14 protein-coding genes are annotated in these 16496 nt (G+C 43.1%); 2 read left to right on the top strand and 12 right to left on the bottom strand.

Annotated elements, in window-relative coordinates; translation table 11 throughout:
* Positions 1-173: 173 nt before the first annotated feature.
* The 5 genes from msrA to thyA all read right to left on the bottom strand — a co-directional run bounded on the left by msrA (position 174) and on the right by thyA (position 3936).
* Entirely contained in the window at positions 174-698 is a 525-nt protein-coding gene (gene msrA / locus FTT83_RS02375) for a peptide-methionine (S)-S-oxide reductase MsrA (protein ID WP_180176164.1), read from the bottom strand.
* Between the two features lie 115 nt (positions 699-813).
* A complete protein-coding gene (locus FTT83_RS02370) occupies positions 814-1275 on the bottom strand; it encodes an META domain-containing protein (protein ID WP_086195342.1) in 462 nt (153 codons plus the stop codon).
* Between the two features lie 96 nt (positions 1276-1371).
* The gene (locus FTT83_RS02365; protein ID WP_086195343.1) at positions 1372-2439 is read right to left on the bottom strand and encodes a DUF4105 domain-containing protein; all 1068 of its coding nucleotides are present in this window, start codon (positions 2437-2439) and stop codon (positions 1372-1374) included.
* Between the two features lie 28 nt (positions 2440-2467).
* Positions 2468-2980, bottom strand: coding sequence for a dihydrofolate reductase (locus FTT83_RS02360; RefSeq protein WP_086195344.1), 513 nt, complete (start codon positions 2978-2980; stop codon positions 2468-2470).
* Between the two features lie 113 nt (positions 2981-3093).
* Positions 3094-3936: a thymidylate synthase gene (thyA, locus tag FTT83_RS02355; RefSeq protein ID WP_086195345.1), complete on the bottom strand. Its 843-nt coding sequence runs from the start codon at positions 3934-3936 to the stop codon at positions 3094-3096.
* A 641-nt stretch (positions 3937-4577) separates the two neighbouring features.
* On the opposite strand from thyA, the gene FTT83_RS02350 reads away from it, so the two are divergent.
* Complete coding sequence (locus FTT83_RS02350) at positions 4578-5099, top strand: CHAP domain-containing protein (RefSeq protein ID WP_086195346.1); 522 nt, start codon at positions 4578-4580, stop codon at positions 5097-5099.
* A gap of 101 nt (positions 5100-5200) precedes the next feature.
* On the opposite strand, the gene FTT83_RS02345 is transcribed toward FTT83_RS02350, so the two are convergent.
* The 3 genes from FTT83_RS02345 to FTT83_RS02335 are packed head-to-tail and all read right to left on the bottom strand — an operon-like array spanning position 5201 to position 9944.
* Entirely contained in the window at positions 5201-6598 is a 1398-nt protein-coding gene (locus tag FTT83_RS02345) for an efflux transporter outer membrane subunit (RefSeq protein WP_171263148.1), read from the bottom strand.
* Positions 6599-6615: 17 nt separating this feature from the next.
* A complete protein-coding gene (locus FTT83_RS02340) occupies positions 6616-8598 on the bottom strand; it encodes a MacB family efflux pump subunit (protein WP_180174244.1) in 1983 nt (660 codons plus the stop codon).
* 2 nt (positions 8599-8600) lie between these two features.
* Complete coding sequence (locus tag FTT83_RS02335) at positions 8601-9944, bottom strand: MacA family efflux pump subunit (protein WP_086195349.1); 1344 nt, start codon at positions 9942-9944, stop codon at positions 8601-8603.
* A 580-nt stretch (positions 9945-10524) separates the two neighbouring features.
* Between FTT83_RS02335 and FTT83_RS02330 the strand changes: the two genes are divergently transcribed.
* The gene (locus tag FTT83_RS02330) at positions 10525-10974 is read left to right on the top strand and encodes a bacteriohemerythrin (RefSeq protein ID WP_086195350.1); all 450 of its coding nucleotides are present in this window, start codon (positions 10525-10527) and stop codon (positions 10972-10974) included.
* On the opposite strand, the gene holA is transcribed toward FTT83_RS02330, so the two are convergent.
* The 4 genes from holA to FTT83_RS02310 all read right to left on the bottom strand — a co-directional run bounded on the left by holA (position 10971) and on the right by FTT83_RS02310 (position 16276).
* Positions 10971-11969 carry a DNA polymerase III subunit delta gene (gene holA, locus FTT83_RS02325; RefSeq protein WP_086195351.1) on the bottom strand — a complete coding sequence of 333 codons (999 nt, stop codon included), beginning with the start codon at positions 11967-11969 and terminating at the stop codon, positions 10971-10973. The genes FTT83_RS02330 and holA overlap by 4 nt on opposite strands.
* A 17-nt stretch (positions 11970-11986) precedes the next feature.
* Positions 11987-12523, bottom strand: coding sequence for an LPS assembly lipoprotein LptE (gene lptE, locus FTT83_RS02320; RefSeq protein WP_086195352.1), 537 nt, complete (start codon positions 12521-12523; stop codon positions 11987-11989).
* A gap of 182 nt (positions 12524-12705) precedes the next feature.
* Positions 12706-15327: a leucine--tRNA ligase gene (leuS, locus tag FTT83_RS02315; RefSeq protein WP_086195353.1), complete on the bottom strand. Its 2622-nt coding sequence runs from the start codon at positions 15325-15327 to the stop codon at positions 12706-12708.
* Between the two features lie 625 nt (positions 15328-15952).
* Positions 15953-16276: a DUF4124 domain-containing protein gene (locus tag FTT83_RS02310; RefSeq protein WP_086195354.1), complete on the bottom strand. Its 324-nt coding sequence runs from the start codon at positions 16274-16276 to the stop codon at positions 15953-15955.
* Positions 16277-16496: the final 220 nt, after the last annotated feature.

Genomic DNA, 16496 nt, shown 5'->3' with positions numbered 1-16496 from the left:
GAATAATTCAAGTGAATTTGTTTGAAAGAAGAACTTTAAAAGCTTTATTTTCACCCGATAAAATACCCATAAAACAAGAGGAAGCTCAAATGAGCTTCCTCTTGTGAAAAATTGTGGGACAGCAATGCCTTAAAGGTCGCTTTTTTTATGGCTAGAATTTTCTACACAGTCGCTTATTCCGGTTTCAGCAGGTCCTGAAACTTGCTGCGCAATTTCATTAATTTCGGAGGGATGGTGAAATTGCAGTAGCCTTGCGCAGGATTGCGGGCAAAGAAATTCTGGTGATAGTCTTCGGCAGGGTAGAACTGCGGTGCAGGGCTTAGCTCAGTCACAATATTGAGACCTTCTGTTTTCAGGGCATCAATTGTGTGTTGTGCCTGCTGTTGCTGTTCATCATTAAAATAATAAATCACAGAACGATATTGAGTGCCGATGTCATTACCTTGACGGTTTAAGGTCGTTGGATCATGAGTGGTAAAAAAGACATCTAACAGCTGAACGAAGCTTATTTGCGTTTCATCATAATCAATCAGAATGACTTCGGCATGGTTGGTATCGCCACGGCAAATATCATCATAACTCGGATGTTCAGTATGGCCACCAGCATAACCACTGACCACTTTTTCCACACCTTTTAACTGTAAAAAAACGGCTTCGACACACCAGAAGCATCCACCACCGAATAAGGCCTGTTGCATAGTTTGATCCTGTATTTGCTTATTGTTTTTAATATAGAGGCTTTCTATGAAGCTAAAATGTATTGAAACATTTTAAACACAAAAGCCTGAGCTTTCAGGCTTTTATTTGAGCAGTTTAACGTAGTTGCACCGGACTGGTAAATTGCAGCAGTACGTTGCCGTAGCGATCAAGCAATTTAAGCGTTTTCCCGAAAACCTGATAGTGGGCTACTTTAGCCAAGGCTGCATTAAATTGTTCAGACGGATTGTTATTTTCCAGACAGGCCATTTTAGTCCCTGCCATTTGACTGAGCACCAGGGTATCTCGACCTGATGCATAGCTGCCCATAATACGATTGCAGCCATCGGCACCGCTGACACGTTTAGTTATGGCATCAAATTGTAAACTTGGAATATTGTGTGCAGTCGGTGCTGTCTTGATTGCGGTATTGCCAATATGGGTGGCAATCCAGCTACGGTTTTGCAGTTGCACTAAATTGGCAGTTTCAATGGTAGCAGATGCACTTGGTGTGGTTTCACAACCTGTCAAAGCAATAGCAGTGCCCAGTATGCCAATAGCAAATATTTTTTTTAACATATTGGAGTTCTCATTTTTGGTTTAACTTGGAGTCTATATAAACAAAAAAACAGGTTTTTCACTAGGATTAAATGGATGTTTTTTATATTTTTAATTTTAAAATTCAGCTGATTCGTCTGTTATCGATGCGGGGATGCCCTGACGAATCAGGCGTGAATATTGTGTGCTGGAGATATTCTTTAACTGGCTGACGCGCGGGTTAATGTAGGCAATCTTATACCACTGTTTCATGCTTAAGTCATGGGAAATGGCATTCAAGTCATAGAGGTAATTAGGTAAATATCCTGAAGCCAGCAGGCGGTAATCTGTTGGGAAAGGTCTTTTGGATATTGCCTGTACCATGTCAAATACCAGCGTGGTGCAGTTACTGGTTAGGCTGTTATACCATTTTGGCTGATGTTTTAATTCATTGGCTTTATGCAGATATTCTTCAAACAGGGCACGTATTTCACTTTTTGGCATATTAATTGGAAAAAAATAGACCTGTTCGCCACGAATATTGCTGCGGGTATAAATCAGATCCTTTTCATCGGCTGCAATCAGGCTGAGTTCATATTTTCTGAAAAAACCGCCATACGTGGAAAATTCTTCATTTTTCTGTTTACGAATTTCAATTGAAAAGGTCAGTGGCGGGCTGTTGGTAAAATCGAAACTGACCAGTGTATGAGCAATGCGTGGTCCCATCCAGTACGATGTAATAATATTTACACCGCTAATCTGGTTTAAATCAAACTGCCGGGTTTCCCAACGTTCATCATAACTGCCATCCGCATGCCAGTTAAAATTGCGTACATTGTGCAGTGTAACCAGATTGCCCTGTTGCTCATAAGATAGTATTTGGGCAACTTCCGGATTCCATTCACGATCCTGTCTGGCTTGCAGACCAAAATACCAGAATAAGCCGACAAGAAAGAACAGAACATAGATCAGAACATCAGTCTGACGGTTCAAAACATATTGGGTGATATAAAGGCCGAGTATGCTTAAGGCAAAAGCGATCCAGATGCCGATCAGTAATCGTGTGACTAAGCCGCCAAAGGGTTGCTGAAACCATAAGGCCAGACACAGCCAAATAGAGGACATAATAACGAACAGACCGAACGCAGTGTGGAGTAGCACCATGCCCAAGGCAAGAAGGAATTTTCTTGTTCCAGTATTATGCATATTTGACTGTTATCTATAATTATTGCCTTTATTTTCGGTACGTTGCGAACTCAAAAGCAATTCCAGTTTTGTCATCAATATGTTGTTCTGAGACGACCTTTTTAAATTCAGCTGGAATTTCCGGATAGTAGGCATCGCCTTGAACGTCTAGTTCAACATGGGTCAGCTCTAAACGGTCGGCAATGTTCATGGTCTGTTTAAAGATTTCACCGCCGCCAATCACAAAGATTGATTCAGGTTTTTCTGATGCTTTAACATCGGCAACGGCTTGAGCCAAGGCGTCTTCAATAGAGTAGGCTACTTTGGTGCCTTCAAATGACCAGTCGGTGTCACGGGTAATGACCCAGTTGACCCGTTTTGGCAAAGTGCGGCCCATAGACTCCAAGGTCTTGCGTCCCATGACCACCACACCGCCTTGGGTGATTTCCTTAAAGTGTTTGAGGTCAGCTGAAATGTGCCAAGGCAGGTCATTATTTTTGCCAATGCAGCGCTGTTGATCCATGGCCACAACATGCACAACTTCTAAATTTTGGAAGGTCATAAAGTTCGCCTTATCTGATTATATTCCCGGATTTTTTTATTCAATTCCCCCTTTTTTTTAAAGGGGGAATTAGGGGGATTAGGAATTTAAGTGGAATGATGAATGAGAAAAAATTAAACCGCTACTGGCGCTTTAATGCCGGGATGCGATTCATAGCCGACAATTTCAATATCTTCAAATTTAAACGCGAAGATATCTTTAATTTCTGGATTCAGTTTCAATTGGCAAAGCGGCAAAGGTTCACGGCTAAGTTGTAATTGAGCCTGTTCAAAATGGTTCACATATAAGTGCGTGTCGCCACCAGTCCAGACAAAGTCGCCTACACCTAAACCGCAAACTTGCGCAATCATGTGTGTGAGCAGGGCATAGCTGGCGATATTAAATGGAACGCCTAGAAATACGTCGGCACTACGCTGATACAACTGGCAGGATAGCTTGCCGTCCTGTACAAAAAACTGGAACAGGGTATGGCAGGGTGGCAGGGCAACCGTTCCCGCTTCTTTCGGATTCCAGCCCGACACAATTAAACGGCGTGAATTGGGATTGGTTTTAATTTCGTTGATCAGCCATGTGATCTGGTCAAAACCATCCTGTTCATATAAACCATTTTCTTTTTTGGTTGCGCCAAAATTACGCCACTGATGACCATAAACCGGACCCAATTCACCTTCAGGACGGCCAAAACGCGCCGTTTGTTCTGCAGTAGCCCATTCATCCCAAATCGTAACTTTGTTGTCTTGCAGATATTTAACGTTGGTATCGCCTTTGAGAAACCACAACAGTTCAATCACGATGGAACGAAAATGCACTTTTTTGGTGGTCAATAAAGGAAAACCTTGAGAAAGATCAAAGCGCATTTGGTGACCGAATACTGAACGTGTACCTGTGCCCGTGCGGTCGCCTTTATCGCCACCGTTGTCCAGGATATGTTGTAAAAGGTCTAAATATTGACGCATGTCTCTCTCATAATATTGTGAATTTCTTGTGGCACATATTAGCCTTTTTTTACCGGGGAGGAAACTGTATCCATTAAGGGAGAAAGCAAGTTTAAAATATGGTGATAATTTTTATAAATAAATGATTTATATGTTTTTTGTTGGTGTTTGCAAAGTGGTATAAATACTAGGGCCTAATCTTGACGGTGTTTAATTAAAAGTTATAGGGGGAAGGAAAATGGATTACATTTTATTGAATGTATTTTTCCCGGGCTTGATAAAAAATCTGATAGGCCTGCCAATAGCCAAGAATAAAAACATGGGTTCATCATTTAAATGAAGTAAAGCATGTGTGGAGAAAGCAATACATGATCTGCTGAACGCCAGATTGTGTATTTATTCTGTTCAATCCCAGCAATTTATCAATTGAAAATCCGGATTTCAATGACAGCGCAATGTGGATGGAGTGAGGATAAAATAAATTTATCAGCAGTATTGGATGATAAAAAACTACAAAAAATAGTCAGTTAACTCACTTATCGGTAATTTATTTATATTTAATTACATTTGTTATATGAAAAATCACATTTTAGGGGTTACCATCTTGCCGTCGAAATGAGTGAAAAGCCGGTAGTGTCAGGCTTAGGAGTGTTTGGTAAAGAATGGTTTATGATCATAATGTAAACATGAGTGAAGTTTATGCTCCTGTTCAGGCAAACATCATAATTCGTTCCCAATCGGGTAAAAAATCGAAAAAATCTTCAGAATTTCAGACTGGGCAGGCCATAGCTAAAAAGAATGTGCTTGCAAAGAATGGCCAGCGAATTGATATCAGTAAATTCACCGATTTCTTGCAGTCCGTTTCTTCAACCAGCAGTTCACAAAAATGTGCCAAAAGTATCAGACTTGCTTTGGAGTCGGCGGGTGCAAGATTTCAAAGTCATCCCGTCGCTGCGGCAGACTGGGGAAATACCCTGATGAAAATTGGTTATCGAGAAATTAATCCTAAGTTCGATGCCCCGAAAGAAGGTGATATTTATATTATTGATCGAACCGGCAAACATGTGTATGGACATATTGCAGGATTTAACGGCAAGCAATGGGTATCTGACTTTAAGCAAAGAAGTTATGATGTTTATAATGAAAAAGGCCTGATCTATAAATATTACCGCCCGAGCTTTTAACTTTTTAAAAAGTTAAAAATAGCTAAACAGAACATTTTCTCAGAAATTTTTCTGAAATAAAAAAGATGCCCAAATGGCATCTTTTTTATTTCACCTTTAACTTAAGGCAACGGTTTGACTGGACTGCCGCCTAAAGCCTGCATCAAGGTGACATAGGCATTGTATTGGCTCTGTTTGGTTTGAACCCAAGACAAACGGGCATTACGCGTGGTTTCCTGCGCATCAAGCAGGTTTTTCAGGGCAATGGCACCATTGCGGTAACGTACTTCAGTTAGATGCTCGGTTTTCTCTGCAAGCTGTACATTGCGTTCTTGCAGTGCCACCTGTTTGTTTAATTCGGTACGGGCAGATAAGGCATTTTCCACATCGGCAAAGGCCTGATACAGGTTTTGACGGTACTGGACAATCGCTTTTTCATAATCCAGGTTACTGATCGCCAGATCTTTTTTCATGTCGTTATATTGCAGGAACGGCAGGCTGAGATTGGCACCCAAAGTTAATACCGGATTTTGCAAGAGACTGGTTAAAGATGTGCTGGAAGAGCCCAGGTTTCCGGTCAGGTTAATGGAAGGATAATAACTGGCTTTGGTGGCATCTTTAGTGGCAAGTGCCTTGCGTAAACGCAGTTCACTGGTTTGTAAATCCGGACGACGTGACAACAGCTCTGCTGGCAAACCTGCAGAAATAGCCGGTAGGGCAATACGCGGTAAACGTTGCGGTTCGGCAATATTGAGCTGCTGTACAGGTTGATGCATCAACGCTGCCAATGCTGTTCGGGTTTCGACTTTCTGCTGTTCAATCTGGCTTAAGGTCGCTTTTTGACTTTGCACCGATTGTTCCGCAGAAGTTAAATCTAGACCGGAAACCGCGCCGGCACGATATTGGCTGCGCACCAGCTCAAAGGTTTTTTGCGTACTGGCTAGGTTTTGTCCGGCAATTTGATAGCGTTCATTTAAATAACCTAACTGCCAGTATAAATTGGTCGTAGTGGCAATGAGGCTTTGTGCAGTAGCTTGCAAATCCTGTTCAGTCGCTAAAGCTTCCCATCTGCTGGCTTCGGTTTGACGTGCCAGTTTGCCGAATAAATCCAGTTCATAGCTTACGCCGCCACTTAAAGACAAGCCGCGTGAAGCATCATCCCCTGAATTCAGATCAAATGTATGTCCAGCGGAAACACTGGAGTTGACCCGAGGGCCTTGCTGGTTTTTCGCCAAACCGGCCTGTAAACGTGCCTGCTGCAAATTAATGCCGGCAACCACCAGATCGCTATTGCTGGTTAAAACCTGATTGACCAGCTGGTTCAGCTGCGCATCGCCAAATAAGGTCCACCATTGATCGGCATAGACATCGGCATGCACCTGCTGACTGAGTGCTTTGCTATTCTGGAAGCTGCCTGGAATATTCACGGCAGGCTGTTCGTACGGTGTTTTAACCACCGCAGCACAACCGACCAGTGAGCCAGTTAAAATAAGACTAGCAATAAGTTTGGTAAAATTCATTTGTATTCTAGGTATCCTTATTCTCGAGAAAGTGCATCGACAGGATTGAGCTGTGCTGCATTACGGGCAGGGATAAAGCCGAAGATAATCCCGATCATGCTTGAGCAGACAAAGGCCGCTACAATAGAGGTGGTGGAATAAGCCATCTGGAAGGTACCGCCAGCAAAATGACTAAACAGCTGTCCAATACCTAAAGATAAAAGCACCCCCAATATTCCGCCTAAAATACAGACCAGTACCGCCTCAATCAGGAACTGCTGCAAGATGTCACTTTGCCGTGCACCGACGGCCATACGCACGCCAATTTCCTTAGTACGTTCAGTTACAGAGACCAGCATGATGTTCATAACCCCAATACCGCCGACAATCAAGGAAATTACTGCAATTGCAGACACCAACAAGGTCATGGTTTGTGTGGTTTGCTGAATAGTTTCACGGATACTGTCTGCATTTTGGGTAAACACATCCTGTGCGCCGTGGCGTTGTACCAATAAATTTAAAATGGCATTTTCAGCTGCCGCACTTGGGTATTCGTCTTTGACCCTGATAATGATGCTACGTACATTTGCCTGTCCTAACATACGGCTCATCACTGTGGAATAGGGTAGGTAAACATTCAGGCTGTCTGAATTACCCATCATCGATTTTTGTGCTTCAACTACGCCAATGATACGACTGGGAACACTGCCCAACAGAATGACCTGACCGACAGGGTCGGTACCATCACTAAAAAACGTCTTTTGGGTATTGTCATCAATCACCACGTCCTGAGCACGTTCAGTCACGCCTTCTTTGTCAAAAGGCTGTCCTGAGGCAAAGTTCATACCTTTTACATAAAAGAAGTCTTCACTGACACCATTCACTGTGGCAGAAGCTTCGGTATCTTTAAAACGGGCAGTGACGCTGCTATTGACTGAAGGACTGACCCCATCGACATAGGGCTGTTCGGCCAAGGCATCAGCATCGGCAGGAACCAGGGTTTTTGCCTGGGAAGTTTTGGAGTTATCCCCAAATCCACGACCCTGATAGACGGTAATGGTGTTGGTGCCGAGACTACTGATATTTTCCAGAATTTTTTTTTGTGAACCATTGCCCAGTGCGACTACAGATACCACCGATGCAATCCCGATAATGATCCCGAGCATGGTCAGGAAGGTACGCATGCGGTGCGCATTCATCGCCAGCAGTGCCATATGAAAGGCTTCGCCTAGCCGGTCCGCCGCAGAGCGCCAAGAAGATGTTTTTTTCTGTGCAGTTTGTTCTAAGGTCTGTTTTTCTACAACTTCATCTGTGGCAATTCCAGGTACATTCGGTTTATCTGAAATAATGTTGCCGTCACTAATTTCAATAATACGTGAGGCATTTTTGGCAACGTTATGATCGTGGGTAACAAGGATGATGGTATGACCTTTGGCATTCAGCTCGCGCAAAATACGCATCACCTCAATACCACTGTTTTTATCCAGTGCACCGGTCGGTTCATCGGCCAGAATCACGTCACCGCCGTTCATCAAGGCACGTGCGATGGAAACACGCTGCTGCTGGCCACCGGAAAGCTGACTGGGGCGGTTTTGGGTCTTTTCAGCCAATCCCAGGTCCGAGAGCAGCTGGGTGGAGCGCTGTTGACGGGCAGAGGCATCGACACCTGCATAAATGGCCGGAACTTCAACGTTAGCTGCCGCGCTTAAATCGCCCAACAGATGATAACGCTGGAAAATGAAACCGAAATATTCACGGCGCAATTGTGCCAGTTCATCTGCTTCTAATTGACGTGTTTCACGCCCTTTGACCTGATAGCTCCCGGAGGTCGGCTGATCTAGACATCCCAAAATATTCATCAGGGTGGATTTACCCGAACCGGACTGCCCGACAATCGCGACCAGTTCTCCGGGATAAATCTCTAAATTAATGCCCTTTAAAATCTGAATGGTGCTTTCCCCAGCGGGGAATTCACGAGTCAGATCTGTGACCTTGAGCAAAGGCTGTTGATCTTGACTCATGATTACATTCTCACTGGCCCGGCACCACCACCTACACGGTTACTGCGTTTGGCAGCATCATTTGAGGTATCTGAAGCATCTGCAATCACCACTTGGTCACCTGGCTTTAAGCCTTTAATTACTTGAGCAGTGACACGGTTGTTCAAGCCGACCAAAACAGGTTGCGGTTTGGCCGTACCATCTGGCTGAACTACACGGACCATCGACATGGAGGCCTTGCCTTGTTCAATCAGTGATTTTTCTTCCGCAGACAGTTGCAAGCGTTTAGGGCGGTCAGTTTGCGCTTGATCATGATCAGTCTGATTTTGTTGTTTTACCTGGTCTGCATTACGATCAGCACGTTTGCCTTGAGGGCGATTTGAACTTTGCAAGGCTGCTGCTGGTACAGTCAATACATTTTTTGCTTCAGCCAGGACTATATACACTTGCGCAGTCATATCAATACGCAGTTTGCCATCTTCATTGGGTACATCAAACAGGGCGTTGTAATACACAGCCGTGTTTGAAGATGAAGTGGATGAGTTATTGCTTTCTGTATTGATAGAGTTCGGTGCCGGTTCTACCTGGCGTAGTTTGGCATAATGTTTTTTATCGCTATTGCCCAAGGTGGTGAAATATACGGTTTGACCTTCTTCAACTTTCATCACATCAGCTTCAGAAATTTCAGCTTTAATCGTCATGTTGTCGAGCTTGGCCAGTTTGACAATGGTCGGTGCACTTTGATTGGCGTTAACGGTTTGACCTTCTTCAGTCACAATGGCCACGATGGTGCCATCCATAGGTGCAACAATCCGAGTGTAGCCCAAGTCTTCTTTGGCTGTTGCCAGGGTTAAGCGCGACTGTTCAATCTGGGCATTAATGGCCAAAATTTCCGCTTGGGCAGTTTTATAGCTGGCCAATGCAGCCTCAAGTTCTGCACGAGAAGTTGCATCTTGCGCATACATGGCTTGCTGGCGTTGATATTCCGCTTGAACTTTAGCCAAGTTTGCCTGTTTGACTGCCAGTTGAGCCTGCTGGTTTTTAATGCTTGCTTCAGCCGTTTTCAGGTCATTTTCCTGACGAATCGAATCAATTTGCGCAATCAGCTGACCCTGTTTCACCTGGTCACCCAATTGCACATACATTTTTTTCACCTGACCTGAAACCTGCGCCCCGACGCTGACCATTTTGGTGGCTTCAAGTACACCGGTTGCAAGTACAGAGTCTTCAATATCGCCACGCGTGACTTCACTGCTAATGTATTGCGGCGCTTGTTCTTTTGGTTTTAAAAAGAACCAGGCGGTGACTGCAATAACAAGAATACTGACTATGGCGACAACTATTTTAGACGGTTTTATTTTTGGCATAGTGAGCTGATAAATGAGGAAAATTGCAGCAATTATAAAAGCTAAATAAGGATAAAACGTGAACTTTTTAAAAACAAATGAGAATTATTTTCTTTTTGAAGTTCTATTAAAAATTTACTAAACAGAGAGTTGATTCCTTTTTAACAAAACTTTTAGCATGAATGAATAGAGCAGAGAAATTTTATTAAATTTCGATTCCATCAATTTTCTAAAAGATGGTTTTCAGCCTGATGCTTGAGTTTTTCAAAACGCTGTTGAGAAAGTGGAATGTCGTTCACAGAATCCGTGGTATCAAGATGTATTGGATTTTAGTCGAATGATAATAGATTTATTTAATGATTTTTATTTAGATAGCTTTTTCGTGCTGGAGATGTTGATTTCTTTTTTACCTTCACTCTCCTGAGTTTCCAACTGGTAGACATAATTTAAAAAATCTTTGTTTTATCTCTAGATTTAAATAAAAAAAGTTTGTAGTATTAAATCCATAAAATAATTATGGGTTTAATAATAAGAGCATTAATCCCCATAATTATGCGAAAAAGATCATAACTTTAATATTAAAATTTGTAAGAGGTAAGTGATGGAATGGAATCAAACCTATAATATTGGGATTGATGTGATTGATAATCAGCATCGTCAGATCTTGGATTATATTAATGCTTTGGAGCAGGTGAAAAACACGGGGCAGCGCGATAAAATTAAAGAGGTTTTGGAGGATTTAATTGACTACACCCAGTCGCATTTTAGCTTTGAAGAAAATTTGCTGGAACAAGTCAGTTATCAATACTTACCATCACATCGTGGTATCCATGACTTATTTGTAAAACGTCTGAATGATTACCGCCTGAAATTTGAAAAAGGTGAATCCATTGAAAAAGACTTGTATCGTCTGCTGTCCAAGTGGCTGATCAACCATATTCAGCATGATGATCAGGACTATGTCGATGCAGTGCGAGACAATATGTTGAGCTATCTACGTAAACAAGAAGAGAAAAAAGGCAAAAGCTGGTTTTCACGTTTCTTTAGTTAGGCGCTTGGCGATAAAAATAAGGTTTGACCACACATGCTGCTAATGGCTTGCAGAACCAGATGTTCGGGGTTTTCTTTGCCTAAACCTTTTATTGAAGCATCAATGCGTAACAATAGGGATGGCCAAGTCAGGAAACAGTTCGGATTGAGCCGTCTTAAGGCTTGTTGATATTGGCTAACTTTATTTTTCCAGATGCCCAACTGTAAGGCATTGTGTGGCTGTTCAAAAAGTTGCATCAGTAAACGCATTTCTTTGCTGATGCTCCACAAGATCAGGCTCATCGGTTCACCCGAGGCAATTAAATACTGGAAAATTTTAATTGCCTGAGCCAGATTGCCTGCAAGCAGGGCATCATTTAAATCATAAGTGGTGTAGCGCGACTGATCTTGTAGACATGAATACAAATGATCAATCTGGATGATCTCTACATCAGCAAAAGTATCACTGACGCGCATGAGGCTGTTTTTTGCAGCCAGCAGATTGTGCTCGTGGTGCTGTTCCAGCCAGGCCCAAGCATCAGGGGCCAGTTTGATGCCCAGCTTTTCGGCCTCAATACTTAAAATCCGTTGCCGGTCTTGCGGATAATTGGCCGCAAGTGACACTGTCACGCCATTGGCATCCACCACCTGAAAAAAACTGGATTTTAGGCTGCTGCTGTCCTGTTTCGGCATTACCACCAATAGCAGGTTTTGTTCATTATGCTGGATATAGCTTTTTAGTTGCTTGATGCCATTGGCATCGGGCTTGATATTGCCATGTACTTCAACAGCCAGTTGTGTGGAAAACAAGGACAGGCTGTTTAAAGCATTAAAGACATTTTTCCAGTCACTGACATTGCCAATATCATAACGCTGACGTTCAATTTCCTGTTTTTGCCAACTCTGCCGGAAAGCATCAAGTAAATTTTGTTCGAGCAGAGGTTCCTGACCATACATAATCCAGGCACCGCGAGCTTCATCAACACGTTTGAGTGCTTGGGGATAGTCAAGTTTCATCGCACGATTTTCTATATTTAAGGTTGGGTCGTAGAAGCCGCTGGTTTGGTCACGACTTTGGGTAAACGGTTGGATGAAATCTGACGCACAATTTGCTGTGCCACATCATCAACAATCACCTGATTGAGGTACTTCTGTTCCTGATCATCCGTGTTTACCGTAGCCACATCATATTGATAGCTGCGTGAAGCTGTGATGGCACGCGGTTCAGTAACCGGATTACCTTGTGCATCTTCAATACGGAAAGTCACGGTTAAGCGCAGTAGGGTTTCCACCAGTTTGCCATTCAATTCATGACGCTGTGGGGTGTAATCCAGTACACGCAACACATAAGCATCGGGACTATTGCTCAGCTGAATACCTGTTGCACCCAAATAAATTGCAAGTTTTTCATGCAATTGTCCTGCATTATCCGGCAATGCCAATTTCATTTTAGAATAAGCCACAGGAGCAGTTGTCGGGTTGGTGCCTTTTAAATGAAAGCCACAGCCCACTAAGCCTGCACTTAGACCACAAGTTAAAACAATTGCTGCTAAACGTTTGCCCAAATGCATGCGTTGTCCTCTGTATTGTTCTTCAAAGCAAAAAAGGAAGATCGAAAAATATGTAGTGATTGTATGTGCAAAGCCCGTTGATTGACAACGGGCTTTGTTTGGTAATTGTGAAATCTCCCCTAACCCCTCTTTGATAAAGAGGGGAAAGCCTCCCTTTTTCAAAGGGAGGTTTGGAGGGATTCTTAAACCACCAAGTTTACTAACTTATTCGGCACCACAATTTCTTTCTTGGTTGGACCGGTCAAGAATTGTTGTACTTCAGGCAATGCTTTGGCTTGTGCCAAGATGTCATCTTTAGATGCATCCACAGACACTTCGAGCTTGCCGCGAAGTTTCCCGTTGATTTGAACCACAATCGTTTGTGTATTACGTGTTAATGCAGATTTATCTACAGCAGGGAACGCAGCAGTTGTTAATTCAATACCAAACTGAGCCAATAAAGTCTGGCTTACGTGTGGCGCAAATGGAGCTAATAAAGTCAGAAGTGTGGTGATGGATTCACGAGCAACAGCAACATCGTTGTCATCTTTCGTTTCGAACTTGTTGTTCGCATTTAACAATTCCATCATCGCTGCAATGGCAGTGTTGAAGGCATGACGACGTTCAATGTCATCACCCACTTTCTGGATGGTTTCATGCGTTTTACGGCGTAAGTCTTGCGCAGCCGTAGAAAGCGCCACTTTGTCGATGTTTGAAGCATTGTTACCTTGCTCAAGGAAACCGGTTGCCAAACGCCATACACGTTTCAAGAAACGGTTTGCACCTTCAACACCTGCATCAGACCATTCAAGAGATTGATCTGGTGGAGCAGCGAACATCATGAATACACGTGCAGTATCTGCGCCGTATTGGTCAATAATCGCTTGTGGGTCGATACCGTTGTTTTTCGATTTCGACATTTTTTCCTGACCGCCAACCACGACTTCTTGACCATCACCAGTGTATTTTGCAGAAAGCACACGACCTTTTTCGTCTTTTTCCAGCTCGATATCCGCAGGGTTAAACCAGGTTTTCTTGCCTGATTCTGCTTCACGGTAGTAAGTATCAGCCAGTACCATACCTTGTGTTAACAAGTTGGTGAACGGTTCGTTGCCTTGTACCACACCTTCATCACGCATCAATTTGTGGAAGAAGCGCGCATAGAGCAAGTGCAAAATCGCGTGTTCAACACCACCGATGTATTGATTCACAGGCAGCCAGGTTTGACCTGCTTCAGGTTTGACCATGCCATCTGTAAAGTCTGGAGATGCATAACGTGCATAGTACCAAGATGATTCTACGAATGTATCTAATGTATCTGTTTCACGACGTGCGTCGCCACCACAGCAAGGACATTTTGTCTCGTAGAACTCAGGCATTTTGTTCAATGGGTTACCTGAACCGTCTGGCACTACATCAGTTGGAAGGACAACAGGAAGTTGATCTTCTGGTACTGGCACTTGACCACAGGTGTCACAGTTAATCATTGGAATTGGACAACCCCAATAACGCTGACGAGACACACCCCAGTCACGTAGACGGAATTGAACTTTAACGTTGGCAAGACCTTGCGGCTCAAGTTTTGCAAGGAAGGCATCAAATGCACCCTGGAAGTCTAAACCGTCAAATTCGCCTGAATTAACCAGTTTACCTTCTTTAGAGCCGTACCATTCTTGCCATTGAGTTGCATCAAAGTCAGCATCATCAGCGCCTTTGGCATCAATCACTTGCTTGATGGTTAAGCTATATTTGTTGGCAAATTCGAAGTCGCGTTCATCGTGTGATGGAACCGCCATCACCGCACCTGAACCGTAAGACATGAGTACGTAGTTCGCGATCCAAACCGGAACTTCTTCACCCGTTACAGGGTGCTTCACAGAAAGACCGGTTGCCATGCCTTTCTTCTCGGCAGTGGCAAGATCTGCTTCTGCCACAGAACCCATACGGCATTCTTCGATGAATGCTTGTAATTTAGGGTTAGTTTCAGCTGCTTTTAGTGCCATAGGGTGTTCTGCTGCAACAGCAACATAAGTCACGCCCATTAAAGTGTCGGCACGAGTGGTAAATACAGTTAAACCATCTGCATAGACGTCTGGGTTCGCTGAAGGGAAGGTGATTTCCATCCCTTGTGAGCGACCAATCCAGTTACGTTGCATGGTTAAGACTTGTTGTGGCCAACCGTCTTTTAAAGTTTCTAAATCGTCCAGTAATTCTTGCGCATAGTCTGTGATGCGGAAGTAGTACATTGGAATATCACGTTTTTCAACCAATGCACCTGAACGCCAGCCGCGGCCATTTTCAACCTGTTCGTTTGCTAGAACAGTTTGGTCTACAGGATCCCAGTTCACGGTAGACAACTTACGGTAGATCAGACCTTTTTTATAAAGCTGAACGAATAACCATTGTTCCCAGCGGTAGTATTCTGGTGTACATGTTGCAAATTCGCGATCCCAGTCAATCGACAGACCGAGTTTTTTCAACTGATTACGCATGTAATCGATATTTTCAAAGGTCCATTTTGCAGGTGCAACCTGATGGGCAATCGCCGCGTTTTCAGCAGGTAGACCGAATGCATCCCAACCCATAGGTTGCAACACGGTTTCACCTTTTAGACGGTGGAAACGGCTGATTACGTCACCAATCGTATAGTTACGCACATGACCCATATGCAGTTTGCCACTTGGGTAAGGGAACATCGAGAGGATATAACGACGTGGACCTTCTACAGTGTCGGCAACTTTAAAGGCTTTGCGAGATTCCCAATCCTGCTGGACTTGAGGCTCAATCGCACTGGCTTGGTATTCAGAGTCAATGTGAGTAGTCATATACGTAATACAAGAGAACGGTTAAAAAATTTAGCCCACAGCATAGCGCAAAATGCGATGCAATGTCAGTTTTCAGATCAGGATTTTATCTTCCTGGTCACTAGACATGGAACTTTTAAACATATCCTTTAATGATCTCATGTTTTTGAATTCACAAGTTTCTCTTTGTTTTATAAATAAGCTGCTTCTATTGATGCGTGGATTTCTTGTTATCTGATCGCACCAAACATGCTTGCATAAGGATCTTTCTTATATGTTGTCTGGACAATGCTACTACTTTTTCAGCTTGTTCAGTTTTGTGTTGAAAGGTTGATATAAGTCTGGTCTCTATGCACGTTTCGGCGGAGATGCTTTGCCAGCATGCGTTGAATCCCTGTTATCCAATCCTTTATAAAAATCTTCAGCATACCTGGATGGGGAAAAATAATATGAGGGGCAATATTATTCGCAGCATCAACAAGCAGAAGTACTCATCTATTCATTACAGCGAATAAGGCTTAAGCATTTGCGACCCTTTTTTCTAAGGTGAATATAGGGTTCTGTTACCGCTCTTTTCATCTTTATAGTTTTTTAGATTATCTAGAGTGATTACCGGTTCGTAATCACTCCTGGGCACAATATAATATTATTGGACTTTAGGTGTTGCAGGAATGCTGCCTTCTGGAATTGCGGGAATTGTTGGATTAACGGGTTTGTTTTCTTGAGCAGTATTCTTGGCTTCTTTCACAGCATTATTTTCTTGAGCCGCAGGACTAGCAGAATGTGCGGTGCCATAAGTCTCCACTTTACCTTTCTTCTTTGCCGATTTTGGTGGTGGGGTGGTGGTGTAGTGCGTAGACCCTTTGGCATCCACCCATTTGTAATATTCTTTGGCAAAACTCGTGGTTGAGCTGAGACTGAAGCTAAAGCATGCAGCCATGAATGCAATTTTGATGAAAGATGATGCCATAATAATCAAGTCCTTATTGTCATAATCAGTTGGATAGAGTGTGGGATAAATAGAACTCCTGATTGCTTCAGTATTTTATATGATCTTGATCGTTTTGCAGAGAAAAAAGATAAACTGCCCCAAAATGCAGATAAATGAATGATTAGGCAATCGTACTATTTGATCTTCATTTAATTAGAAAGATACTCCTTGATTCGCTACGGTGTTGTGACTCTGAATA

The sequence above is a fragment of the Acinetobacter sp. YH01018 genome (genome assembly GCF_013420295.1).
Classification (GTDB): Bacteria; Pseudomonadota; Gammaproteobacteria; order Pseudomonadales; family Moraxellaceae; genus Acinetobacter.
Note: the sequence above shows the minus strand (reverse complement) of the source record. Positions and strands in the feature narration are given on the sequence as shown.

What these genes read in the sequence shown, in the direction of transcription:
- msrA (WP_180176164.1), bottom strand. Translation starts at nt 698, where the DNA reads ATGCAACAGGCCTTATTCGGTGGTGGATGCTTCTGGTGTGTCGAAGCC.
- FTT83_RS02370 (WP_086195342.1), bottom strand. Translation starts at nt 1,275, where the DNA reads ATGTTAAAAAAAATATTTGCTATTGGCATACTGGGCACTGCTATTGCT.
- FTT83_RS02365 (WP_086195343.1), bottom strand. Translation starts at nt 2,439, where the DNA reads ATGCATAATACTGGAACAAGAAAATTCCTTCTTGCCTTGGGCATGGTG.
- FTT83_RS02360 (WP_086195344.1), bottom strand. Translation starts at nt 2,980, where the DNA reads ATGACCTTCCAAAATTTAGAAGTTGTGCATGTTGTGGCCATGGATCAA.
- thyA (WP_086195345.1), bottom strand. Translation starts at nt 3,936, where the DNA reads ATGCGTCAATATTTAGACCTTTTACAACATATCCTGGACAACGGTGGC.
- FTT83_RS02350 (WP_086195346.1), top strand. Translation starts at nt 4,578, where the DNA reads ATGGTTTATGATCATAATGTAAACATGAGTGAAGTTTATGCTCCTGTT.
- FTT83_RS02345 (WP_171263148.1), bottom strand. Translation starts at nt 6,598, where the DNA reads ATGAATTTTACCAAACTTATTGCTAGTCTTATTTTAACTGGCTCACTG.
- FTT83_RS02340 (WP_180174244.1), bottom strand. Translation starts at nt 8,598, where the DNA reads ATGAGTCAAGATCAACAGCCTTTGCTCAAGGTCACAGATCTGACTCGT.
- FTT83_RS02335 (WP_086195349.1), bottom strand. Translation starts at nt 9,944, where the DNA reads ATGCCAAAAATAAAACCGTCTAAAATAGTTGTCGCCATAGTCAGTATT.
- FTT83_RS02330 (WP_086195350.1), top strand. Translation starts at nt 10,525, where the DNA reads ATGGAATGGAATCAAACCTATAATATTGGGATTGATGTGATTGATAAT.
- holA (WP_086195351.1), bottom strand. Translation starts at nt 11,969, where the DNA reads ATGAAACTTGACTATCCCCAAGCACTCAAACGTGTTGATGAAGCTCGC.
- lptE (WP_086195352.1), bottom strand. Translation starts at nt 12,523, where the DNA reads ATGCATTTGGGCAAACGTTTAGCAGCAATTGTTTTAACTTGTGGTCTA.
- leuS (WP_086195353.1), bottom strand. Translation starts at nt 15,327, where the DNA reads ATGACTACTCACATTGACTCTGAATACCAAGCCAGTGCGATTGAGCCT.
- FTT83_RS02310 (WP_086195354.1), bottom strand. Translation starts at nt 16,276, where the DNA reads ATGGCATCATCTTTCATCAAAATTGCATTCATGGCTGCATGCTTTAGC.